The 23,116-nt window shown below is 71.3% G+C and carries 17 protein-coding genes; 5 read left to right on the top strand and 12 right to left on the bottom strand.

Translation table 11 applies throughout. From position 1 onward, the window contains the following. Positions 1 to 427 precede the first annotated feature (427 nt). The 5 genes from QQG74_RS00795 to QQG74_RS00775 all read right to left on the bottom strand — a co-directional run bounded on the left by QQG74_RS00795 (position 428) and on the right by QQG74_RS00775 (position 11,225). Entirely contained in the window at positions 428 to 5,485 is a 5,058-nt protein-coding gene (locus QQG74_RS00795) for a DNA repair ATPase (RefSeq protein WP_341718385.1), read from the bottom strand. Beyond that, the gene (locus QQG74_RS00790) at positions 5,478 to 7,499 is read right to left on the bottom strand and encodes a flotillin family protein (RefSeq protein WP_341718384.1); all 2,022 of its coding nucleotides are present in this window, start codon (positions 7,497 to 7,499) and stop codon (positions 5,478 to 5,480) included. Before QQG74_RS00790 ends, QQG74_RS00795 begins: the two co-directional genes overlap by 8 nt. Positions 7,500 to 7,674: 175 nt before the next feature. Next, positions 7,675 to 8,307 carry a hypothetical protein gene (locus tag QQG74_RS00785; RefSeq protein ID WP_341718383.1) on the bottom strand — a complete coding sequence of 211 codons (633 nt, stop codon included), beginning with the start codon at positions 8,305 to 8,307 and terminating at the stop codon, positions 7,675 to 7,677. A gap of 261 nt (positions 8,308 to 8,568) precedes the next feature. After that, positions 8,569 to 9,822: a phosphoribosylamine--glycine ligase gene (purD, locus tag QQG74_RS00780; protein WP_341718382.1), complete on the bottom strand. Its 1,254-nt coding sequence runs from the start codon at positions 9,820 to 9,822 to the stop codon at positions 8,569 to 8,571. A gap of 113 nt (positions 9,823 to 9,935) precedes the next feature. Continuing rightward, positions 9,936 to 11,225 (bottom strand): adenylosuccinate synthase, encoded by a 1,290-nt coding sequence (locus QQG74_RS00775; RefSeq protein WP_341718381.1) that lies wholly within the window; start codon positions 11,223 to 11,225, stop codon positions 9,936 to 9,938. A 125-nt stretch (positions 11,226 to 11,350) separates the two neighbouring features. On the opposite strand from QQG74_RS00775, the gene QQG74_RS00770 reads away from it, so the two are divergent. Next, on the top strand, positions 11,351 to 12,349 hold the full coding sequence (locus tag QQG74_RS00770) for a hypothetical protein (RefSeq protein ID WP_341718380.1): 999 nt from the start codon (positions 11,351 to 11,353) through the stop codon (positions 12,347 to 12,349). A 100-nt stretch (positions 12,350 to 12,449) separates the two neighbouring features. Continuing rightward, positions 12,450 to 14,855 carry a chromosome partitioning protein gene (locus tag QQG74_RS00765; RefSeq protein WP_341718379.1) on the top strand — a complete coding sequence of 802 codons (2,406 nt, stop codon included), beginning with the start codon at positions 12,450 to 12,452 and terminating at the stop codon, positions 14,853 to 14,855. Positions 14,856 to 15,098: 243 nt separating this feature from the next. Here the strand turns inward: QQG74_RS00765 and QQG74_RS00760 are convergent, their stop codons facing one another. Next, the gene (locus QQG74_RS00760) at positions 15,099 to 15,527 is read right to left on the bottom strand and encodes a DUF3151 domain-containing protein (RefSeq protein ID WP_341718378.1); all 429 of its coding nucleotides are present in this window, start codon (positions 15,525 to 15,527) and stop codon (positions 15,099 to 15,101) included. A gap of 251 nt (positions 15,528 to 15,778) precedes the next feature. Here QQG74_RS00760 and QQG74_RS00755 point away from each other — a divergent pair, with 251 nt between their 5' ends. Beyond that, on the top strand, positions 15,779 to 17,026 hold the full coding sequence (locus QQG74_RS00755; protein WP_341718377.1) for a hypothetical protein: 1,248 nt from the start codon (positions 15,779 to 15,781) through the stop codon (positions 17,024 to 17,026). A gap of 183 nt (positions 17,027 to 17,209) precedes the next feature. Here QQG74_RS00755 and fbaA read toward each other — a convergent pair whose 3' ends face one another. Both fbaA and QQG74_RS00745 read right to left on the bottom strand, forming a co-directional pair. Continuing rightward, entirely contained in the window at positions 17,210 to 18,235 is a 1,026-nt protein-coding gene (fbaA, locus tag QQG74_RS00750) for a class II fructose-bisphosphate aldolase (protein WP_341718376.1), read from the bottom strand. A 221-nt stretch (positions 18,236 to 18,456) separates the two neighbouring features. Further along, positions 18,457 to 18,840, bottom strand: coding sequence for a phage holin family protein (locus QQG74_RS00745; RefSeq protein ID WP_341718375.1), 384 nt, complete (start codon positions 18,838 to 18,840; stop codon positions 18,457 to 18,459). Positions 18,841 to 18,997: 157 nt separating this feature from the next. On the opposite strand from QQG74_RS00745, the gene QQG74_RS00740 reads away from it, so the two are divergent. Together QQG74_RS00740 and QQG74_RS00735 are read left to right on the top strand one after the other, a co-directional pair. Beyond that, positions 18,998 to 19,210, top strand: a complete 213-nt coding sequence (locus tag QQG74_RS00740; RefSeq protein WP_341718374.1) for a hypothetical protein — start codon at positions 18,998 to 19,000, stop codon at positions 19,208 to 19,210. Between the two features lie 152 nt (positions 19,211 to 19,362). After that, positions 19,363 to 20,298: a DUF368 domain-containing protein gene (locus tag QQG74_RS00735; protein ID WP_341718373.1), complete on the top strand. Its 936-nt coding sequence runs from the start codon at positions 19,363 to 19,365 to the stop codon at positions 20,296 to 20,298. Between the two features lie 52 nt (positions 20,299 to 20,350). On the opposite strand, the gene QQG74_RS00730 is transcribed toward QQG74_RS00735, so the two are convergent. The 4 genes from QQG74_RS00730 to QQG74_RS00715 all read right to left on the bottom strand — a co-directional run bounded on the left by QQG74_RS00730 (position 20,351) and on the right by QQG74_RS00715 (position 23,042). Continuing rightward, positions 20,351 to 20,728, bottom strand: coding sequence for a metalloregulator ArsR/SmtB family transcription factor (locus QQG74_RS00730; protein ID WP_111244082.1), 378 nt, complete (start codon positions 20,726 to 20,728; stop codon positions 20,351 to 20,353). Between the two features lie 57 nt (positions 20,729 to 20,785). Beyond that, positions 20,786 to 21,316, bottom strand: a complete 531-nt coding sequence (locus QQG74_RS00725; protein ID WP_341718372.1) for an orotate phosphoribosyltransferase — start codon at positions 21,314 to 21,316, stop codon at positions 20,786 to 20,788. Between the two features lie 167 nt (positions 21,317 to 21,483). Beyond that, positions 21,484 to 22,293 (bottom strand): SDR family oxidoreductase, encoded by an 810-nt coding sequence (locus tag QQG74_RS00720; protein WP_341721088.1) that lies wholly within the window; start codon positions 22,291 to 22,293, stop codon positions 21,484 to 21,486. 23 nt (positions 22,294 to 22,316) lie between these two features. Next, positions 22,317 to 23,042 (bottom strand): hypothetical protein, encoded by a 726-nt coding sequence (locus QQG74_RS00715; protein ID WP_341718371.1) that lies wholly within the window; start codon positions 23,040 to 23,042, stop codon positions 22,317 to 22,319. Positions 23,043 to 23,116: the final 74 nt, after the last annotated feature.

The raw sequence follows: 23,116 nt of genomic DNA, 5'->3' as shown, positions 1-23,116 counted from the left end.
GCTGCTGTCTGGGTCGCCGGACACCGGGATTGTTGCACGATGTAGTCCACTCAGGACATACCGAATCGACCCTCGACCCGCCCACCACCAGCGCGGCACGCGGCGGTCGCGGCACGCGGCACGCGGCACGGCACGCGGCGGTCGCGGCACGCGGCACGCGGCACGGCACGCGGCGGTCGCGGCACGCGGCACGCGGCACGGCACGCGGCGGTCGCGGCACGCGGCACGCGGCACGGCACGCGGCGGTCGCGGCACGCGGCACGCGGCACGGCACGCGGCGGTCGCGGCACGCGGCACGCGGCACGGCACGCGGCGGTCGCGGCACGCGGCACGCGGCACGGCACGCGGCGGTCGCGGCACGCGGCACGCGGCACGGCACGCGGCACGCGGCACGCGTTAAAAGGGGGACCCTCCTATACCTGAGGCGTTAATAAGGGGCCCTTCCTTTCACTATGGCGGTGGCCACCGTGCTGACGCGGTCGGCGAGCAGGCCGAGGGCGCCGACGGCCCGGTCCACCGGGTCGTCACCGGTGCCACCGAGCGCCTTGGAGCGCTGGAAGGCGTCCTTCACCTCGGCCCAGCGGCGGGCCTGCTCGGGGGTGAGCCGGCCACGTAGCTCGGCGAGCTTGAGCAGGTTCGCCTCGGCGCCGGAGGCCAGGGTCTGCGCCTCGCCGAGATAGTGGTCGTCGATCACCGCTTCCAGCTCGTCGTCGGTGAGCACCGGGACGATCCGCTCGGCCAGCTTGTTCATGTTCCGGTACGAGCCCTGAAGTTGGAACGGTGGCTCGGTACGGGCGTCGTCGGACTGCGCCGCCGAGGCGATGTACGCCTGGTTGTTCGCCAGCACCACCTGCTGTACCCGGAGCAGTTTGCGCAGCACCGAGACGATCTGCTCCAACTCCACCGGCGGGTACGGGTGGGACAGCTGGTCGGCGCGGACGGAGTCGTCGCCCCGGGCCATCCGGACCAGCAGTTCCAGGTCGGCGCGGTCCCGGCTGGCAAGCGGTGCCAGCACCGGGTTGGCGGTGAGGGCGTTCTCGACGTAGCTGAGCGCGAAGACCTCCTCGCGGCCGGAGAGCACGTCGCCGAGGTTCCACACGTCGGCCCGGTTGGCGAGCATGTCCGGGATCCGGAACCGCCGCCCCGACTCGGTGTACGGGTTGCCGGCCATGCACACCGCGAAGCGCTTGCCGCGCAGGTCGTAGGTGCGGGTGCGACCCGCCCAGACGCCCTCCATCCGGCGCTGCCCGTCGCAGAGCGAGATGAACTTCTGCAACAGCTCGGGGTTGGTGTGCTGGATGTCGTCCAGGTAGAGCAGCACGTTGTTGCCGAGCTCCAGGGCGAAGGAGATCTTCTCCACCTCCTGCCGGGCGGTCGCGTCGGGTGCCTCGGCCGGATCCAGCGAGGTGACCTTCGAACCCAGAGCCGGCCCGTTCACCTTGACGAAGACCAGGCCGAGCCGGCTGGCCACGTACTCCATCAGGGTGGTCTTGCCGTAGCCGGGCGGTGAGATCAGCAGCAGCAGGCCGGACTGGTCGACCCGTTTGCCGTCCCCGGTCGCGCCGAGCTGCCGGGCCAGGTTGTCACCGATGAGCGGCAGGTACACCTCGTCGAGCAGCCGGTTGCGGACGAAGGCGTTCATCACCTTCGGCCGGTACTCCTCCAGCCGCAGCCGGTCCCGCTCGGCGTCCACCAGGGCGTTGCGTCGCCGCTGGTAGTCCCGGTACGCCGGGACCAGCTCGGTGCGGAACGCCCGGGTCCGGGCCAGCGTCTCGTCCAGCCGTACGTCGAGTGTGGAGCCCTCGATGCGCGGGTGCGCGCCGAGCAGCCCGCCGACGGTCTCCGTGATGGTGGCGGCGCTGTCCTCGCGGGGCAGTTCGGTGCCGCACAGCTCGACGGCGATCGCCTCCGGCAGGTCGTACCCGGACAGGCCGCCGTCATCGGTGGCCAGGAAGGCGGTGAGCCACGCTGCCACCAGCTGGTGGCGGCCGGCCAGATCGGCGCCGAGGGCGTGCAGGTCGTCGTCGAATTCCCGGGACGACCGCGACTGCGGGCCGCCGAGCGCCCGGCGGAACCGGTCCAGCATGGTCCGCGCCCCGCCGCCGGTGATGAACCGCACCGGCGGTGCGGACAGTTCCTCGAAGAGGTACTCGCCGGCCAGCCCGGTGCCGCCGGCCGGTGTCGGCAGGCCGGCGTCGTGCAGGAAGCCTTCGATCGCCTCGGCCAGTTGACCGCAGAGCTGGTCGGCGGCGTCCTCGCCGTCCGGGCGACCGAACCGCTTGCGGGCCCGCGCCAACGAGGCGGCCCGGGCGGTCCAGGCCGCGCGGGTCGGTTCGTCGACGCCGTACCGCCAGCAGAGTTGGGCGGCGGCCCGGTCGGCCGGCGGGTAGCGCAGCAGGCCGGCGCCGGCGTGCAGGCGCAGCAGCACCCGCAGGATCTCGGCGGCGTCGTGGTCGTGCACGCCGCGTTCGTACCCCTCGTCGTAGCGGGTTTCGGCGATCCGCCGGACCAGCTCGCGCAGTTCGTCGGCGTCCACCGCTGCGGCGTGCAGCGCGTCCAGGGTGAGCCCGTCGCGGCCTGCCTCGGCGGCGGCCAGGATGGTGGTGGCCAGGTGCTCCGCCCGGTACACCTGTGCCGACTCGGAGACCAGCAACTGGTCCCAGAACCGGCGGGTCTGCTGGAACTCCTCGTCGCGCACCGGGGCGCGGTAGTCGGTGCCGGTCACCGCGACCGCCATCCGGCCGTCGTGCGGCACCACCGCCACGTCGATCGGTTGGGTGTTCACCGCGAAGCGGTGCCGGCCCAGCCGGATCGTCTCGCCGCCGTCGGCGTACAGGTCGAGGCGGTCGCGCAGGCCACGCCCGGCCTCCTGGCGGGCGGCGCGGATTCGGCCGTCCAGCTCCTCGGCCCGGACCGAGTCGCCGAGGGTACGCAGTTCCTCGACCACCGTACGCAGCTTGCCCACCATCGGGTCGGCCGCGAAGTAGGTGTTGATCTCGTCCAGCGAGCCAAGCGTGCCGGTGCGCCGCTGCACGCTGACCAGGATCCGATCGGCCGAGGCGACCAGCCGGTCGGCCCGCCGGGACCGCTCGTCAAGCAGTGCCTGCTTGCGCGACGAGAACGCCTCGTAGATGTCGGTACGCCGGGTGGACAGCTCGGCGAGGAAGTCGTCGAACTCACCGAAGCGGGACTCCAGCTCCTCCACCCGCAGCAGCAGCCGGCCGAGTTGCTCGTCGCAGCGTTCGGCGGTGTCCGCCGCCGCCAGCGCGCCGGTCACCGCCTGGCCGAGCAGGGCGAACTCGGCGGCGAAGCCGGCCCGCCCTTCGGCGGCGGCCAGTTCCCGGCGCCGCCGGTCCAGCACGGCTCGGGCCCGGTTGACCGCGCCCAGCACCTCGCCGACCCGGCCCAGGATGCCGGTACGTACCGTGGCGTCGGCGATGTCCAGCCCACCCACCACGTCGGTGATGGTCTGCAAACCCTCGGTACGCGCGGCCAGCTCGTCGCCGACGGTGCCGGCCTCGGCCACCGTGCCGATCTCGGCGGCCCGCCCGGCGAGCCGCTCCACCTCCTGCTGGTAGCCGGTGAACGCCTCGTCCCGGCGGAGGAACTCCACCGCCCGCCGGCCGGCCACCGCCAGTTCCTCGTCCAGCCGGCCGGCCAGTTCGTCGATCCGGTTCTGGTCGACGTAGCGCAACTCACGCAGCGTCTCCAGGTGCCCGCGTGCCCGGCGCAGGCCACCGAGCTGGGCGACCCAGTCGTCGGCGGTCAGTGGTGCCTCGCCCCGGGCACGGCGGGCCAGCGAGGCGATCTGTTCGGCGCTGGCGTCCACTTCGGCGCTGGCCCGCTCGGTGAGCGTACGAACCTTCTCGTGCTCCTCAAGCACGGCGGTGGCGGTACGCCGCAGCCCGGTCAGCGGGGTGGCCAGGTCACCGAGGTCGTCCTCGCCGAGCCAGTGGTAGTGGTCGGCGATCCGGGCGCAGGCGGCGATCAGCGCCTCGTACACCTCGGCGGTGGCGGTGCCGTCGACCATCCGGGTCACCGAGAGCGCGTCCGAGATGCCGCGTACCAGGTCCGCGTTGCCGACCCGTTCCAGCGGCCCGGTACCTGCCGGCTGGGTGGCCGCGTGCGCGTCGGAGACGTACGGCGTCTGCCAGATCTGCATCGGGTGGACCCGGGTCGGCTCCTCGGAGACCGCCCGGAACACCACAAGCGTCCCGTCGTCGAAGAGCGAGAACCCGTGACCCGGGATCGGAGCGGCCACCTCCTTGCGGATCGCGTTGTACGGCAGCAGCAGCGAGCGGCCGTCGGCGCGGGCGTGGAAGACGTAGAGCACGTCCTCGCCGTTCGGCGACCGCACCACCCGCTCGAACTCCAGGTCGGCGACCTCGGTCTCGAAGGTGCGGGTCACGCCGGTGGCCAGGTGGTAGCCGCCCGGGAAGATGATGCCGTGGTCGTCGGGTAGCCGCTGGCAGGCGACGCCGATGCCGTCGAGCCGGATCACCTCCCGGCTGAGGGTGTTGAAGACCAGGTGTCGCCACTGGTTCTCCTTGTACGGCCGCAGCCGCATCAGGATCAGCGGACCCACCCGGGCCCAGTGCACGTCGGCGTCGGCCAGGCTCTGCAACGGCTCGTCCACCGGCTCGCTGTAGATGCCCTCGCCGACCTCGGTGTTGTTCTCCACCTTGACGGTAAGCGTGCCGCCCACCGTCTCGACGAAGACCTCGCCGTCGATGGAGATGTGCGGATGCCGGCCGAGGACGTGATCCTCGCGGGTGGTCTCGATCCACTCGAAGTCGTGGCTGGGCGGGAAGACGTGATCCCGTTCGCCCCGGCTGTCCAGGTACTCGGGTATCCCGTCGACGCCCACCTGCCAGCGCAGCACCCGGATGTCCTCGGTGCGCGGCCCGGTCTGGAACACCGCCAGCAGCCGGCCGTCGACCCGGCGCAGTTGCAGCAGCCGGGCCTGCCGGTAGTAGCGGTACAGCTCGGCGAAGTCGCGGACGAACTGCGGGTGGCGCAGCAGGCCGGGCAGTTCGTCGTGGCCGGCCTCGTCGAACCGGAACGCCGCCGTGCCGTCCGGCTCGCCGGTTCCGCCGGACTCGCGGACGAACCGGTGCAGCGAGAAGACGTCGTCGACCGTCGTCTCCGGCTTCAGGCCGATGAAGACGTTGTAGCCGAAGAGCATCAGCCCGCCGACCGAGACGATGTCCCGGGGTACGCAGTTGTGCTCGGTGCGGATCCGCTCGGTGCTCAGCAGCCGCAGCTGGGTGCTGCCGAAGACCTCCAGCCGGCGGGCGTTGAGTCGCTCGGCCCGCTGGGCCAGCTCGGCCGCCTGCGTGGCGAGCCGTCGGCGCAGCACCTCGTAGCTGCCGTCGTCCAGCCCCGGCTGGGCACCGTTCGACGTCACCTCCGCGTCGGCCGGGGCCGGTCCGGCGTCGCCGGGCGTACGCCCGACAGCGGCCGGACCGGCGATCGGCTCACTCACCGGCGCGCTGCCGCGAGCCGGTCAGGGCGGCTACCGGGGTCTCCGCCACACCCAGACGCTGCGCGGCCTTCAGCAGCTCCTGGAGTTTGCCCTGGTCGGCACCGCCAGCGCGGATCTGCTGCGCCAGGAACGCCGACAGGGTGAGGTTCTGCACGTCGGCGCTGTTCAACGAGCCGACCATCCGGGCCAGGTCGTCGGTGAAGCTGGCGCTGCCGTCCAGCCACGGCTTGGCCAGGCTCTTCGCCACGTCGGAGTGGGCCACGAAACCGTCCACGCTCTTACCGAACGAGATCGAGCTGAGCAGCCGGTCGAAGAAGACGCTGTCGCCGCCGACGATGTCGATGTTCGCCTTTTCCAGGCCGGTGGCCACCAACGTCGCCTGTGCCTCGGCGACCTGCCGCTGGGTGTCCAGCCCGGCCAGGCGGACCTCCTTCTCCAACTCCAGGCGCAGCCGGTACTCCTCGTGCTCCCGGGTGGCGTCGTCCAACGCGGCCATCGCGGCGGCCTTCTCGGTGAGACCCTCGGCCTCGCCCTTCAGCTTCTCGCGCACCGCCTCGGCGGCGGCCACCGCCTTCTCCCGCTCCACGGCGGCCTCGGCGCGACCCACCTTCTCGATCGCCTCGGCGCTGCGCTCCTGCACCTGCACCTCGGCCAGACCGGCCGCGGCGGTCTCGGCCTGGATGCCCTCGGCCAGTCGGATCTTCGCCCGGGTGTCCAGCTCGGCGGCCTGCTGCCGCGCCTCGGCCAGCACCAGTTCCTCGCGGGCCTTGTGCTTGGCCGCCGCCTCGGCGGCCTCCGCCGCCTTGATGTCCTTGACCAGGTTCTCCTGCGCCTCTGCCTCGGCCTGGATCACCACCGCCTGGCGGGTCCGCTCGGCCTCCTCGACCACCCGCAGCCGCTTGATGTTCTCCTCCTGCTCGGCCACGGTCTTCTCCACCGCGATCCGCTCCCGGATCACTTCGGCGATGGCCCGCTTCTCGGCCTCGACCTCCTTGTTCTTGGAGATCGTGCTCAGCTCGGTCTCCCGCTCCCGACCGATGACCTCCAGCAGGCGGTCCTTCTCGATCCGCTCGGTCTCGATGGCGATGACCCGCTCGCGGTTCTTCTCCGCCACCGCGATCTCCCGGGCCCGGTTCTCGTGCTGGATGCCCAACTGCTCGTCGGTACGGATGTTCGCGGTCTCCGCCCGCAGCCGCTCCTCGGCGCGTACCCGGGTGATTTCGGCCTGCTCGCGGGCCCGCACGGTCTCGACCTCGCGCTGCTGCTTGGCCTCCGCGTCCGCCTGCCGCCGCTCCAGTTCGAGGATCGCCTCCTTGGCGTCGACGTTCTGGCGGGTGATTTCCTTCTCCTCGTTGCGTCGGAACTCGTTGGTCCGGACGTGCTCGATCGCGGTCAGCTCGGTGATCTTCCGGATGCCCTGGGCGTCGAGGATGTTCTTCGGGTCGAGCTGCGCCATCGGCGTCTGCTCCAGGAAGTCGATCGCCGCGTCCTCCAGGCTGTAGCCGTTGAGGTCGGTGCCGATGACGCGGATGATCTGGTCCCGGAACTCGTCCCGCTTGGTGTAGAGGTCGACGAAGTCGAGTTGCTTACCGACCGTCTTCAGCGCCTCGGAGAACTTCGCGTTGAACAGTTCCTGCAACGTCTCCCGGTCGCTGGCCCGCGCGGTGCCGATCGCCTGCGCCACCTTGACGACGTCCTCGATGGTCTTGTTCACCCGGACGAAGAAGGTGATCCGGATGTCGGCGCGGATGTTGTCCCGGCAGATCAGGCCCTCGTTGCCGGTCCGTTCGATGTCGATCGTCTTGACCGAGATGTCCATGATCTCGGCCTTGTGCAGTACGGGCAGCACGACCGCGCCGGTAAAGGTCACATCGACCCGCCGGATCTTGGAGATGATCAGCGCTTTGCCCTGTTCGACCTTGCGGAACAACCGACTGACCATGAACACCACGCCGAGCGCGACGAGCAGGACGACGGCGAGGAGTACACCTATTCCGGTGGTGATGACATCCATGACTGGGCGCGCGGGCGGTGACGGCCGGCGGAGGGGCCAGGCGGAGGCGCCGCGCATCCTCCTTTCGAGGGGTCACAAGGGACAGCAAGGGACAGGCCGGCTATGGGGGTTTGTTCCGGCTGCCCCGCGGGTTGACGTCGGGGTGATCCGCAGGCGGCGCGTTCACCAGGGGCGGCTATTCGGGAGGGTGTCTCAGGGGGTCGAAGGCGGGCCCGGCAGGCATCACCCAGAAGAACTCGCCCTCGGTGTCGTAGTCGTAGATCAAGGCTGAGCTGCCGGCCGGCATCTTCTCCTCGCCCGGCTGCCGGACCTGCACCACCGCCGACGAACCGTCGGCAGCGGTCACCTCGGCCTGACCGAAGTCGGCGGTGACCGTGCCGGTGCGGACCACGCAGAGGCGGCCGACGAAGGCGTTGCGGGTGGCGTCCGACTCGGCCGGGAAAAGCCGGCTCAGCGGCACCGCGACCAGTCGGGTCACCAACCACGCGCAGGCCGCGGCGGCCAGCAGGACACCGATCGAGACGAGAATCCGGGTGCCCGAGCCGAAGCCGAGGCCGTCGAGCAGCGCGGTGCCGGCGAGACTGACGAACCAGGCGACCGCGACGAGCAGGGAGAAGATGACTGCGCTGGGCACACCACCGAGGCCGAGACCGGCCAGGACCGTGCCCGGTACGCCGTCGACGTCCAGGTCGTCACCGAGATCCAGCACGCCGGTCAACACCAGCAGCCAGTAGCCGATGACGACCACCAGCAGGAAACTGAACAGCACGGTGGGAAAGCTCAGCGCCGCGCCGAGAAAATCGGTCACCGCGTCCTCCTCCCCGTGGCCGGCGGCTCGTACCGGCCGCCGGACACGATGATCGTGACACGGGGTGTCAACGCCCGTCGGTGGCCGATCGGCTGATCCCGGCTGGACTGACCAGCCAAGATCGCGTCGAACCCGGGGGCCTGCTCGTCACCGTCGGTCGGGCCCGGCACCGGCGGCACCGGTCGGGCCCGCTTGATGATCCGGCCGCCGATCACCACGACGTCGATCAGGCCGGCAGGACGATCCGGCCCCCGATCCCGGTCAGGCCGGCAGGACGATCCGGCCCTCGATGGCGGCAGCGGCGATGTCCGAGCGGTGGTGCGAACCGGCCAGCTCGATACCGCGTACCAACTCGTAGGCGGCGTCGCGGGCGGCGGCCAGATCCGCGCCGGTTGCCGTACCGCAGAGGACCCGGCCACCGGCGGAGAGCAACGCGCCGTCGGTGGCCCGGCGGGCGGTGCCGGCGTGGACGACCCCCGGACGCTCCGCGCCCGTGATCACATCACCGGTACGCGGCTTGGCGGGGTAACCGTCGGCGGCCACCACCACGGTCACGGCGGCACCGGAGCGCCACCGCAGCGGCGGGTGTTCGGCAAGCGTGCCGGTGGCCGCGGCGTGCAGCAGCCCGGCCAGCGGCGTCTCCAGCAGGGCCAGCACCACCTGGGTCTCCGGGTCGCCGAAGCGGGCGTTGAACTCGATCACCCGGGGACCGGCCGCGGTGATCGCCAGCCCGACGTAGAGCAGGCCGGCGAAGGGGGTGCCCCGGCGGCGCATCTCGGCCAGCGTCGGGTGCACCACATCGCGCATCACCTCGTCGACCAGGCCGGCAGGCGCCCAGGGCAGCGGGGCGTACGCGCCCATGCCGCCGGTGTTCGGCCCGGTGTCGCCATCGCCGACCCGCTTGAAATCCTGTGCCGGCAGCAGCGGCACCGCCGCCTCGCCGTCGGTCACCACGAAGAGCGAGACCTCGGGACCGGCCAGGTACTCCTCGATCACCACCCGGCCGCACTCCCGGGCGTGCGCCGCGGCCCGAGCGCGATCGTCGGTCACCACGACGCCCTTACCGGCGGCGAGTCCGTCGTTCTTCACCACGTACGGCGCACCGAACTCGTCAAGTGCCCTGCCGACGCTCTCGGCGTCCGTGCAGGTGTACGCGCGAGCGGTGGGTACGCCAGCGGCGGTCATCACGTCCTTGGCGAACGCCTTGGAGCCCTCCAACCGGGCCGCCTCGGCGCTCGGCCCGAAGACCGCGATGCCCTTGGCCCGGACCGCGTCGGCCACGCCCGCCACGAGCGGCGCCTCGGGACCCACCACGACCAGGTCCGCCGCGACCTCCACGGCCAGTCCGGCCACGGCGGCCGGATCCGCGAGGTCGACCTGCCGCTGCTGCCGCGCGATCCTGGCGATCCCCGGATTGCCCGGCGCCGCGATCAGCTCCGAAACGGACGCGTCCTCGGCGAGGCCAAGCGCAAGCGCATGCTCCCGCCCGCCACTACCCAACAACAAAACACGCACAGCCCGGCATCCTACCCACCCCCCGATCCGCCCCCGTTGATCAAGAAGCTTGCGTCCATCCGGCCGAGCGCGAGCTTCTTGATCAACGCGGCGAACTGGAGGGCGCAGCGGGGTCAGGGGAGGAGGGGGTGGCGGGTTACGTTCTCTTCGCGGCCGGGACCTACGCCTACCACGCTGACGCGGGTGGCGGTCAGCTCCTCGATGCGGGCGATGTAGCGCCTGGCGTTCTCGGGGAGGTCATCCTCGGTTCTCGCCTTGGTGATGTCCTCCCACCAGCCGTCGTGCTCCTCGTAGATCGGGGTGGCGTGGTGGAAGTCGGTCTGGGTCATCGGCATGTCGTCGACCCGCTTGCCGTTGATCTCGTACCCGACGCAGATCGGCACGGTGGGCAGGCCGGTGAGCACGTCCAACTTGGTGATCACCAGATCCGTGACCCCGTTGAGGCGGCAGGCGTACCGGGCGACCACCGCGTCGAACCAACCGCACCGGCGCTCCCGGCCGGTCGTGGTGCCGTACTCCCGGCCGACCTTGCGCAGGTGCTGGCCGGCGTCGTCGAAGAGCTCGGTGGGGAACGGGCCGGAACCGACCCGGGTGGTGTACGCCTTGCTCACCGCGATCACCTTCGTGATCGCGGTCGGCGGGATGCCCGCGCCCACGCACGCCCCGCCCGCCGTCGGGTTCGACGAGGTGACGAAGGGGTAGGTGCCGTGGTCCATGTCGAGCATGGTGGCCTGGGCGCCCTCCAGCAGCACGATGTCGCCGCGGTCCAGCGCGTCCCAGAGCAACGACCGGGTCTCCGCGATGTACGGCCGCAACCGCTCCGCGTACTCGAGGTACTCCTCGATCGTGGCGTCGACGTCGATCGCCTTGCGGTTGTAGACCTTGAACAGCACCTGGTTCTTCTCGCGCAGCGCGAGTTCCAGCTTCTTGCGCAGGATGCCGGGGTCGAGCAGGTCCTGCACCCGGATTCCCATCCGGGCGACCTTGTCGCCGTACGCCGGGCCGATGCCCCGGCCGGTGGTGCCGATCCGGGCGCTGCCCAGGTACCGCTCGACCACCCGGTCCAGTGCCCGATGGTGCGGCATGATCAGGTGCGCGTCGCCGGAGATCCGCAGCCGGGAGACGTCCACCCCCCGCTCGGCCAGCCCGTCGATCTCGCTGAGCAGCACCTTCGGGTCGACCACCACGCCGTTGCCGATGACGATCACCGCGTTCGGGGAGAGCGCGCCCGACGGCATCAGGTGCAGTGCGTACTTCTGGCCGTCCGGCGTGATCACCGTGTGGCCGGCATTGTTGCCGCCGGAGTAGCGGACCACGTAGTCGACCCGCTCACCCAGCTGGTCGGTAACCTTGCCCTTGCCCTCGTCGCCCCACTGAGCGCCGATGAGCACGATCGCTGGCATCTTCTCGCCTCCAGAAGGCTCGGGTGCCAGATGGCGACCGGTCAGCGAGCCCGGGGTGTCAGGTTAACAAGTAGTGACGACACGACCAGCAGGGGTCGCGTCGAGAGGCAGGAGGAGCCCCACCCGTGTACGACGTGGTACTGCTCACCCTGGGCTCGGAGCGGGACGTTCCGGGGGCCGGGTGCGGCAGCGGCGGAGCCTGCTGCGGTGGTGCGACCGATGCTTCCCGGGGCGGGGAGGAACGCTGTGAGACTCCACGCGTACCCGTGTTGGCCTGTGCGGATGCCCTGACTGCCCGGGGTGCCCGGGTCGACCCGGTAACGGCCCGGTCGGACACCGAGATCGACGAGGTGCTGGCCCGGCTGGACGGCCCACCCCGGCCGGACGGCCTCACCTGGCCGGACCCGGAAACCAAGACCAGGCTCGTGGTCGCGGTCGCTGGTGACGCACAGTTGCGCGCCGTGCTACGCCGGCTGGTCCGGCGGTACGCGCCACCGCCGAGCCGCCGCCCGGCCGACCTGGCCGGCAATCGGACCGTGCCGGACCTGCCGCCGATCGGCGTACTCCCGCTCGATCCGGCGCGGAGCACGACGCACCGCGACCTCGCCGCGCAGCTCGGGCTGCCACGTGACCCGGCGGCGGTGGCCGCCGCGGTCCTCGACGGGTCGGTCCGCCGGCTCGATCTGCTGCGCAACGACGGCGGCTCGGTGACGCTCGACGGCGCGCTGCTCGGTGCCGCTGCCGAGGACGGACGACCGTTGCACTGGCGGGGCCGGGTGGAGGTGGACGACACGGTGCTGTCCCACGGCGACGAGCCGCTGCTGGCCTGCGCCATCGGCAACGCGGGCGGGTACGCCCGGCTCGACGACGTCGCCCTGCTCGCCGAGCCCGACCCGACCGACGGGCTGGTCGAGGTCGCGGTGGCCGTACCGGTGGTCACCCGGTCGAAGCTGGGCCGCCGCCGGGTACGCCTGGAGGTGCGGCGGAGCCGGGGTCGGGCCGTGTCGGTGCTGCCTCGCGACGCGGTCCCACTGCCCTACCTGGACGACGGCGTGGAAGCGGAACTGACCCGCAAGCGGTCCTGGTGGACCGAGCCGGGTGCCTGGGCGGTCTGGACGACCTGAATCGGGTACCCAAGCACTCGGGGGACCAGAGCGGAACCCGGCACCGGCGGCCCGGATCGGCCGGTGGGCCTATCCTCGGCAGGGGGAATGGGGAGGAACCGTGGTGGACGAAAACGGCGACCGGGTGCCCGCGCCCGGCCAGCACGGGGTGCCGGAACGGGACATCGAACCACTCTGGCCACCCGATCAGATCGACAGCTTCGCTGCGCCCACCTGGGGTGCCCCGCCACCGGCACCACCTGCCGTTCCGCCGACGCCCAACCATCCGGCGACCGGCCAACCGGCGGCGGGCCCGGCCGCATCGGCCACGGGCCACCCGGGCGTGCCGCCCTCGCCCGCCGACTATCCCTCGTTGACCGGCGGCGGGCCGGCCAGCACCGGCTGGGAACCATCGCCGGCTGGGCGCCAGCCGCAAGCCGCCCAGGTCGACCTCGACCAGCCGTTCATCCTCGACCAGCCGACCTCGCTCACCGCGAGCCGAGGCGGCACGCCGGCCGAAGCCGCTCCGTCCCCCGCCACTGCTGACGCCGGGTCATCCTTCGCCACTTCCGACGCCGGGCCGCCGCACGCCACGACGAATGTCGGCCCGTCCTCGGCCACGACCAACGCCGGTCCGTTCGCCGCCGGGCCCGACGGCGACCATGGGCCGGCAGTGACCCCCGATACGGGTGGCGCGACGAGCGGCCCGGCCGACTCCGGTCCGACCGACTCCGGCGCAGAGCTTTCCGACCAGGGCGGCAGCATGCCGCCGGCGCCCCGCCCGCAGGCAGAGTCGCCGTGGGCGCAGCCGCCGCAGCGTTCCGCCCCCGAGGTCGCCGCCCCGATCGCCGCCCAGGCGGGCGAGGCAGCCCAGGCTTCCGCACGGCCCACCTGGGCCGCACCGGCCCAGCCGCTCCCGCCGGTGTCGCAGCCCACGCCCGTCCCGTCGCTGTCGCAGCCCATGCCCGGCCCGTCGGTGCCCCAGCCCATGCCCGGCCCGTCGGTACCCCAGCCCATGCCCGGTCCGTCGCTGCCCCAGCAGGCCGGCCCGCCCGGACTTCAGCAGGCCGGCTCGCATTACGCGGTCACTCCGCCGCCGGCCGCGCCGCTGCACGGCACCGCTCCCGTGCCGTACCAGGAGGGTTTCACCGGATCGGCGTCGGTGCCGGTCACTCCGCAGCCCGCAAACCCGGTGCCGCCGCCCACGGAGATCGGGCCACCCGCCCCGCCGTACGCCGGCCCAATGGCCGCATCCCCCGCGCCGTATCCGGCAGCGCCGTCCGAACCGCCGTACCCGGCAGCGCCGTCCGAACCGCCGTATCCGGCAGCATCCCCCGAACCGCCGTATCCGGCAGCGGCGTCCGAACCGTATCCGGCAGCGCCGTCCGAGCCGTATCCGGCAGCGGCGTCCGAACCGTATGCGGCAGCGCCGCCCGGTCCGTTCCCGCCGCAGCCGGCCTGGAATCCGGCGCCCTGGCAGCAGCAGGGCGCACCGCCGCCGGTGGCGCACCCGCTGCCGCATCGGCCGTACCAGCCGGCCGAGACCGCGTCCCGGGTGCCGTCGGCGTACCCGGAGCAGGACTGGAATCCGGACCAGGGCAGCGCACCTACCGCCGAGGACTTCGCCCGGCGGCGGCAGGTACGTCCGGTCGACCCGGTCGCGACGATGGGTGTCCGCGCGGTGGTCAACAAGACCGGCCTGGTGAAACTCCCGCCGGGACGGCACGAACTGGAACTCAAGCGGGACATCGAGATGGTGCGCCGCAACTTCGGTGGGCTGCGGCAGGTGACCGTGGTCAACCCGAAGGGCGGTGCCGGCAAGACCGTCGCCATCCTGCTGCTCGCGATGACCTTCGGCCAGAAACGCGGCGGGTACGTGCTGGCCTGGGACAACAACGAGACCCAGGGCACCCTCGGCATGCGCGCCCAACAGGACTTCCACTCCCGTACGGTGCGGGACCTGCTGCGTGACCTGGGCCAGTTCCACGGTGCGCACGGGCGGGTCGGCGACCTGTCGCAGTACGTCCGCTCGCAGGGCGAGGGCATGTTCGACGTACTCGCCTCCGACGAGTCGGCCACCGGCGGCGAGATGCTCACCGCGGCGGCCTTCGGTGAGATCCGCGAGGTGGTCAGCCGCTTCTACAAGCTGATCTTCGTGGACACCGGGAACAACGTCCGGGCGCAGAACTGGCAGGCCGCGATGGACGCCACCGATCAACTCCTGGTCACCATGTCGGCGCGTAACGACTCGGCGGAGACCGCCGCCCGGATGCTCGACCACCTGGAGCAGAGTGGGCGGCAACGGCTGGTCCGGCAGGCGGTCACCGTGGTCTCCATGCCGCCGTCCCGCAAGGAGATCGACCTGCCCGCGATCCAGGAACACTTCGCCGCGCGGACCCGGGCGGTGTTGCTGGCGCCGTACGAGCGGCTCATCGACACCGGAGAACCGATCCGCTACGCCCAGCTCTCCTCGGCGACCCGGGACGCCTGGCTCAAGATCGCCGCAGCGGTGGCCGAAGGCTTGTAGTCACACCCCCGTCGTCGTCACCTGGCCCGACCGCCGACCCGACACAGTTCGGGCCGGCGGTCACCGGACGTCAGGCGCCCGCCAGCGCGTCACCGACGCCAGTGCGGTCAGCGCGCCAGCGTGGTCAGTGCCGGGCCAGCGGGGTTCAGTACCGGGCCAGCGGGTCAGTGCCGGGTCGGCAGGTTCAGTGCCGGGCCAGCGGGTCAGTGCCGGATCGGCAGGTTCAGTGCCGGATCGGCGGGGTCAGTTGCTGGCGAGTGCGTCGGCGGCGGCCGGATCGCAGTCGCGCAGGAACTGGGCGCAGCGGGCCGCCTCGTCCGCCTCGCCGATCTCGTCGGCGGCGCGGGAGAGCACGTAGAGGCAGCGCAGGAAGCCCCGGTTCGGCTCGTGCGACCACGGCACCGGGCCGTGGCCCTTCCAGCCGGCGCGGCGCAGCTGGTCGAGACCCCGGTGGTAGCCGGTCCGGGCGTACGCGTACGCCGGAACGACCTGGCCCCCGGCGAACGACTTGGCGGCCAGCGCCGCCCAGGCCGCGCTGTGCGTGGGGAACCGGGCCGCCACCTCGGCGAGTGCCGCGTCCCTGCCGTCCTGCTCGGCGGTCGCCAGGGTGGCGTCGGCCTCTTCGTTGGCGGGCAGGAGCGTGGCGGGCGGCTCAGGCAAGAGGTTCTGCATCGCCCCATTCAACCCGCTTCGAAACGGAGCGCGCGAGGGGGTCCGGCAACCTCGCTGGCGGAACGGCCGAGAGGTCGCCTCACGCCTGCGGCCCATCCCGCCACCCGAGGGCTTGCACTACAACAACTGGGAGTCCGGAGCCTCCGCAGGAACCGGATATGCGGGAGCCCGGCCAGGCCGCCGGGCTTGCGTGCAATCTTCGCGTACCGGGCTGTGTCGCCCGGGTTGAAGCGGCCGGGCAGGATGAGTCGATGCCCACCCCACCTCCTGCGGACGTCATCGAGCCGCACACCTGGACCAACGAGATCCAGACCCGGGCCGAGTTCGACAGGCGACTGGCTACCGGGAGCCTGGTCGGCCTGACCCTTCAGGGGCTCCGCCTGGATCTGGATCCCATCCCCGACTTCACCGGCGTCGAGGTGGCCGGAACCCTCTTCGTCGGCTGCCGGTTCGCTTCCCGCCAGGTCGGCGCCGACCTGGTCCGGCGGGGTGCCAACGTGGTCCCGCCGTTCTCCGGGCTGCCGTACCCGACCCAGCCGCCGCACCTCTACACCCCCGAGGAGCTGGCCGCCGGCTTCGCCGAGGGCGGCTTCGAGGCGATGTACGACACCCGGGTGTACGCGCATTTCCGGGCCCACGGCGGGGCGCTGCCCGACGTCCGGGAGGCGCTTGGCCAACGGTTGCACGACCACGGCGTGGACAACGCGCTCGCCGACGCCACCCGCGCCTGGTTGACCACCCACGGGCCGCAGTCGGTGGTCGGGGTGATGGGTGGGCACGCGGTGCCCCGGGGCAGTGCGGCGTACCGGATGGCCGCCGTGCTCGGCCGGGAACTGGCCAGGGCCCACCGCCTGGTGGTCACCGGCGGCGGGCCGGGCGTGATGGAGGCCGCGAACCTGGGTGCGTACCTGTCGACCCGGCCGGTCGAGGAACTCACCGCCGCCATCGACCTGCTCGCCACCGCGCCGGACTTCACCGACCACGACCGCTACACGGCCGCCGCGCTGCGGGTCAGGGAGGAGTTCGGCAGGTCGATCACGCCGCCGGGCGACGACACCGAGGCGGTGACCGCCTACCGGGCGGACTCGGCCGCGTTGACCACCGGTGACCTGGACTGGGCCAGCTGCGGCGGGCTGGCCATCCCCACCTGGCTCTACGGCCACGAGCCGGCCAACCTCTTCGCCGGCCGGATCGCCAAGTACTTCTCGAACGCCATCCGGGAGGACACCATCCTGCGGCTGGCCCGGGGTGGGATCGTCTTCGCTCCCGGCCGGGCCGGCACCGTGCAGGAGGTGTTCCAGGCGGCCACCAAGACCTACTACGGCACCGACGGTGCCAGCGGCGCGTACGTCTTCCTGGACCGCACGTACTGGACGAGGGACCTGCCGGTGGAGTCGCTGCTGCGGCCCCTGCTGGCCACCTCGCCCTTCGGCGACCTGTCGGGCACCGTGCACCTGACCGACGACGCCCACGAGGCCGTCCACCTGCTAACCCGCTGAGGCTTGTAAGGAAGGGCCCCTTATTAACGCCTCGTGTAGAGGAAGGGCCCCTTATTAACACCGCCAGCACCGGCCAGCACCGCCAGCACCGCCCACGCCCACACCGCGAAAACGCGAAAACGCCGAGGCGGCCGGCCCCGGCACACGGGGACCGGCCGCCTCGGGGCGGTCAGTGTCGGTACGTCACTTGGTCATCGTGGTGCCGGTCGAGCGCAGGTGCTCGCAGGCCTCGACCACGCGAGCGGCCATCCCGGCCTCCGCCGCCTTGCCCCACACCCGCGGGTCGTACAGCTTCTTGTTGCCGACCTCGCCGTCGACCTTGAGCACGCCGTCGTAGTTGCGGAACATGTGGTCCGCGACCGGGCGGGAGAAGGTGTACTGGGTGTCGGTGTCGATGTTCATCTTCACCACGCCGTAGTCGAGCGCCTCGCGGATCTCGGACAGCAGCGAGCCGGAACCGCCGTGGAAGACCAGGCTGAGCGGCTTCTCCTTGCCGTACTTGGCGCCGACCGCCTCCTGGATGTGCTTGAGCACCTCGGGGCGCAGCTTGACGTTGCCCGGCTTGTAGACGCCGTGCACGTTGCCGAAGGTCAGCGCCGCCATGTAACGGCCCTTCTCGCCCAGGCCGAGCGCGTCGACCATCGCCAGGCCGTCCTCGACCGTGGTGTAGAGCTTGTCGTTGATGGCGTTTTCGACGCCGTCCTCCTCACCACCGACGACGCCCACCTCGATCTCCAGGACGATCTTGCCCTTGGCCGCTTCGGTGAGCAGCTGCTCGGCAATCTCCAGGTTCTCCGCCACCGGCACGGCCGAGCCGTCCCACATGTGCGACTGGAACAGCGGCTCCTGGCCGTTCTTGACCCGCTCCTGGGAGATGGCCATCAGCGGCCGGACGAACTTGTCCAGCTTGTCCTTCGGGCAGTGGTCGGTGTGCAGGGCAATGTTGACCGGGTACTTCTTGGCCACCTCGTGCGCGTACGCGGCGAAGGCCACCGCACCGGTCACCATGTCCTTCACCGACGGGCCGGAGAGGTACTCCGCGCCACCGGTCGAGACCTGGATGATGCCGTCGCTCTCCGCGTCGGCGAAGCCCTTGAGCGCCGCGTTGAGCGTCTGCGAGGACGTCACGTTGATCGCCGGGTACGCGTACCGGCCGGCCTTGGCGCGGTCCAGCATCTCGGCGTAAGCCTCGGGGGAAGCGATGGGCATGTCGAACGCTCCTTACTTGCCGCTGTCGGCCCTGCGGCCGCTGTTCTCCTTGCGCCGGCCGTACGGCCGCCTGGCTCTTTTCGGACGGCCGCCGTACGGACGCCTGATTTCCCTGGGCGGTCGGCCGTGCGGCCGTCCCGATGTCCACGGGTGCGCCGGACCGCGCTGTCCTCCGCGGGCAGTATCCCGTAGCTGGACCCGCCGAGCACAACCGGGCTGGTTCACCGCCGGTCCGCGGAATCCGGTACCGCCACGCTGATCAGCCAGGTGACCACCGCCATCACGATGGCCCCCCAGAAGGCCGCCCAGAACCCTTCGATGTGGAACGGAAGGTCGAACAACCGGGCGATCCAGTCGGTCAGCAGGAACAGCAGGGCGTTGACCACCAGGGCGAACAGGCCCAGCGTCAGCAGGTAGAAGACACAGCCCACCACCTTGATGAACGGCTTGACCACCGCGTTGACCACTCCGAAGATCAGCGCGACGATGACCAGGGTGAGCGCGCTGTGGTAACCGCTCCGCCCCGTCACCTCGACGCCGGGCACGATCAACGTGGTGATCCACAGGGCGACGGCGGTCGTCGCCAGCCGAATGAGGAAACCCACGGCCCCCATCCTGGCACCGGGGGCAGCCTGCGGAGGGACGATTCGACCTACTCGGCCCCAAGGAAGGCGTACGCTCCCCGGGCCGCTTCCCAGCGATCTGCGTGCGCAGCCCGTACGGTGGGTGAGTACCGTCCACCAGACATCCCGGAGGGACCGCATGGCCCAGCCCGAGGAGGACTTCGCTCCCGGCGATCACCTCAGCCCCGAGGAACGTGATCTGGAGGCCGAGCCGGCCGACGCGGTCGAGCAGGCCCGGGTGGTCAACGTCACCGAGGTCGAGGACGAGCCGCACCGTGGCCTGGAGGTCGACGACTGGGACGCGATGGAGCAGGCCCGGGTGGTCGCGGCCGACGAGGACGACTACCGCTGACCAACACCCGCACCTGAGTGTTAATAAGGGGCCCTTCCTCTACACGAGGCGTTAATAGGGGGCCCTTCCTTGCACCGTGGGCACCGGTAGCCTGGGCCGCCGTGGCAGCGGCCACGACGGACCGGTCGAGCGACTTACGGAGCGGAATCTTCATGGCATTGGGCGAACGGGTAGGTCACGTGGTGCGCGGTGTGGCCATCGGCGTGGCCGAAGCCGTGCCGGGGGTCAGCGGTGGCACCATCGCGCTGGTCACCGGCGTGTACGAGCGGGTCATCGCGTCCGCCGGTCACCTGGTGAGCGCCGTGCGGTACGCGGCAGCCGACGTGCCGCGCCGACGGGGCTGGACCCGCGCCGGGCACCAGCTCCGGCAGGTGCACTGGGAGGTGGTCATCCCACTGCTGATCGGGATGCTGCCCGGCCTGCTCATCGCGGCGAAGACCCTGGAGCCGCTGTTGACCAGCTATCCGGAACAGACCCGGGGGCTCTTCCTCGGGCTGGTGCTCGCCTCGGTGCTGGTGCCGATCTCGATGGTCGGCGCGCCGTGGCGGCGGGTCGAGATCGTCGCGTTGGTGATCGCCGCGGTGGCCGCGTTCTCGCTGACCGGCCTGCCGCAGGCCACTCTCACGCCGCACCCGTTGATCGTGCTGGTGGCGGCGGCCGTGGCGGTCTGCGCCCTGGTGATGCCGGGGGTGTCCGGGTCGTTTCTGCTGCTGACCGTCGGCCTCTACGAGCCGACGATCACCGCGGTCAACGACCGGGACTTCGGCTACCTGGCGATCTTCGCGACCGGCATGGTGATCGGCCTGGCGCTCTTCGTCAAGCTGCTCCAGTGGCTGCTGGAGATGCACCGCAGGATGACTCTCGCGGTGATGTCCGGCGCCCTGCTGGGCAGCCTGCGGGCGCTCTGGCCGTGGCAGTCCGACGAGCGGGACCTGCACGCGCCGGGCGACAACCTCCTGCCCATCGCGGCGCTGTTCCTGCTCGGCGTCGCCGTGGTCTCGGCAATGGTCATCGCCGAGCGTCGCCGACTCCGTCGGGCCGCCCGGGATCTCACCGAGGAGACGTACGAGACGTCCCACCTCCGCTGAAGCCCGTTCCCGCTGGTGGCTGCCGGTCCGGCAGCCACCAGCGGGTCAAGGCTCAGCGAGCCCGCTTGGTGGCTCGCTTGCGCGGCGGGGTGAGCAGGTCGGCGATCGTGGCGATCGCGCTCGGGACCAGTCGGTAGTAGGCCCACACACCGCGCTTCTCCCGCTCCAGCAAGCCGGCCTCGGTGAGGATACGCAGGTGGTGGCTGACGGTCGGCTGAGAAAGGCCAAGCGGCGCGGTCAGGTCACACACGCACGCTTCGCCCTCGGGCGCCGACTGGATCAGGCTGAGTAGCCGCAACCGAGCAGGGTCGGCAAGGGCCTTGAGGACCCCGGCCAGCCGCTCGGCGTCGGCGCGTTCGATCGGCTCGCCGGCAAGCGGCGAGATCTGAGGCATAGTCATTTCGGCCAACGCAGTTCCCACGTATTCCATCCTTCCACCAGCAGCATCGATCCGCCTGCATATCAGCAGGTCCGAATCGGCAGACTTTTACGCCACAAGGCCGAGGTCAGCCAACGTATAGGCCGCCCGATAGGGCAATCCGGCGGCTCGCACCGCGTCGCCGGCGCCACGATCAACGATAACCGCCACCCCCACGACTTCGGCTCCGGCCTCGCGAAGAGCCTCGACGGCGGTCAACACACTTCCGCCGGTGGTGGAGGTGTCCTCCACCGCCAGCACCCGACGACCGGCCACATCCGGACCTTCGATCCGTCGCTGAAGCCCGTGTGCCTTGCCCGCCTTCCGGACCACGAACGCGTCCAACGGACGCCCGGTGGCGTGCAACATCGACAGGGCAATGGGATCGGCGCCCAGGGTCAGGCCACCCACCGCGTCGTACGACCAGTCAGTGGTCAACTCCCGCATTACGCGACCCACCAATGGGGCCGCCTGGTGATGGAGCGTGACGCGGCGCAGATCGACGTACGAGTCGGCCTCCTTACCCGAGGAGAGCACCACCCGGCCACGCACCACAGCCAGGTCAGAGATGAATTTACGCAGGTCGTCGTGGTCCCCCATGGCGATAGAGGGTACTGCGGAAGTCTGTGTGCCGCGTGCGCGGGCCACCTCGGTCAACTCTTCAGGGGACCGATGGGTGGCAATACCTGATTACGCTACGTCGATCATCACATCGGACCGAGTGACATCGAGGCCCACGCAATCGGGCGGGATGACCCGTGGCTGAGTCAGCCGCGGTCGCGACCGATCCGCCCCCGAGTGTCCCGGGCCACCCGGTCGAGCAGTCGGCGCGGGGCGTGCCGCAGGCCCGCCACCGCCAGCTTGTACTTCCATGACGGAACACTCACGAGCTTGCCTTTTCGCAGGTCACGCAAGGCTTCGTCAACCACGGCCGGCGCGCTGAGCCACATCCACTCCGGGGTTTTCGACATGTCGATGCCGGCCCGCTCGTGAAATTCGGTGCGGGTGTAACCGGGGCAGAGCGCCATCACGCGTACGCCGAACGGCCGGGCCGACTGGCCGACCGACTCGCTGAAGTTGGTGACCCACGCCTTGCTTGCCGAGTATGTGGATCCCGGCATGACCGCGCCGAACCCGGCCACGGAAGAGACATTAATCACTGCCCCACTGCGCCGCTCGGTCATCGTACGCAGGGCCGCGAGGGTCAATCGCAGCACCGCGTGCACGTTGAGCCGGAGCAGCCGCATCTCGTCCTCGGCCGCCGAGCGCAGGAACGGGGTGTTCAGGCTGATGCCCGCGTTGTTGACGAGCAACTCGATGGGCGGGGCGTCGGCCAGCCGCCGCTCGATGCGGGCACAACCGTCGTCGGTGGACAGATCGGCCGCGATCAACTCGGTTTCGACGCCGTGCCGGCCGGTCAACTCGGCCGCCTGCGCGGCGAGCCGGTCCGCGTCCCGCGCGACGAGCACCAGGTGCCACCCGTCGGCGGCGAGTCGCCCGGCGAACGCCGCCCCGATGCCCGCGGTCGCTCCCGTGATCAACGCCCAGCGCTGGCCGGCCGGCGGATCGGGCGTCACGGGGTCGGGCGTCACGGGCCTGCTCACCTCGGCGGATAGGGGGGCGATGGCGCGGCCCCGGGCGGTGGATAGGGCTGGTACGGCGGTTGCTGGCCCAGCGGCGGATAGCCGGGCGGTGCCAGCGGGTGCTGGACCGACGGCGGGTAACCAGGTGGTGCCGGCGGTTGGTCACCCGACGTCGATGCCGGATTCCGACGGAACCAGGCGTTTGCCGACGGCATCGCCAGCAGCACGGCTACCACAAGGTAACCGAGCACCTGGGCGACCGAAAGGGTCGCGGTGAGCGGAATCCACCACCCCGGATGGGCATCGGCGATCAGGTTGACCAACTCGGCGGCGGCCCGATCGTCACCAAAGTCGACGGGAGCGGCGCGTTGCAGGGCCTGGGCCACGACCCCGCAACAGCCGAGCAGCAGGCCGAGCCCGGCGACCGCCCAGGTGGCCACCCGCGCAGCGGGCCGGCGGGCGGCCAGACCGAGCGCCAGGCCGGCGAGGAGGAGGCCCGCGCACAGGCTCAGCACCGCCGACACCACGACCGAGCCGCGCAGCAGGGTGACCACCGCGTCGACCTGACCGGCGTCGGCCGAGGTGCCGGCGGCCGCCGCGCGGAACCTGGTCACGGTGCCGCCGACGGTGGTCAGGCCGGCCACGGCGTACCCGAGCGCGCCGAGCGCCATCACCGCCAGCACCGCCACGGCCAGCAGGACCACGGTCGGCCGGCGGGCCGGTGTCTGTTCGGGGTACGACACGACGAGTCCCTCCGGTAGGCGTTTCGGATGCAACCTACTCGGAGGGACCGTCGTAATCGCGGTCAACTCACCGG

The sequence above is a fragment of the Micromonospora sp. FIMYZ51 genome (genome assembly GCF_038246755.1).
Lineage (GTDB): Bacteria > Actinomycetota > Actinomycetes > Mycobacteriales > Micromonosporaceae > Micromonospora.
This window is presented reverse-complemented; position numbering and strand designations above follow the sequence as displayed.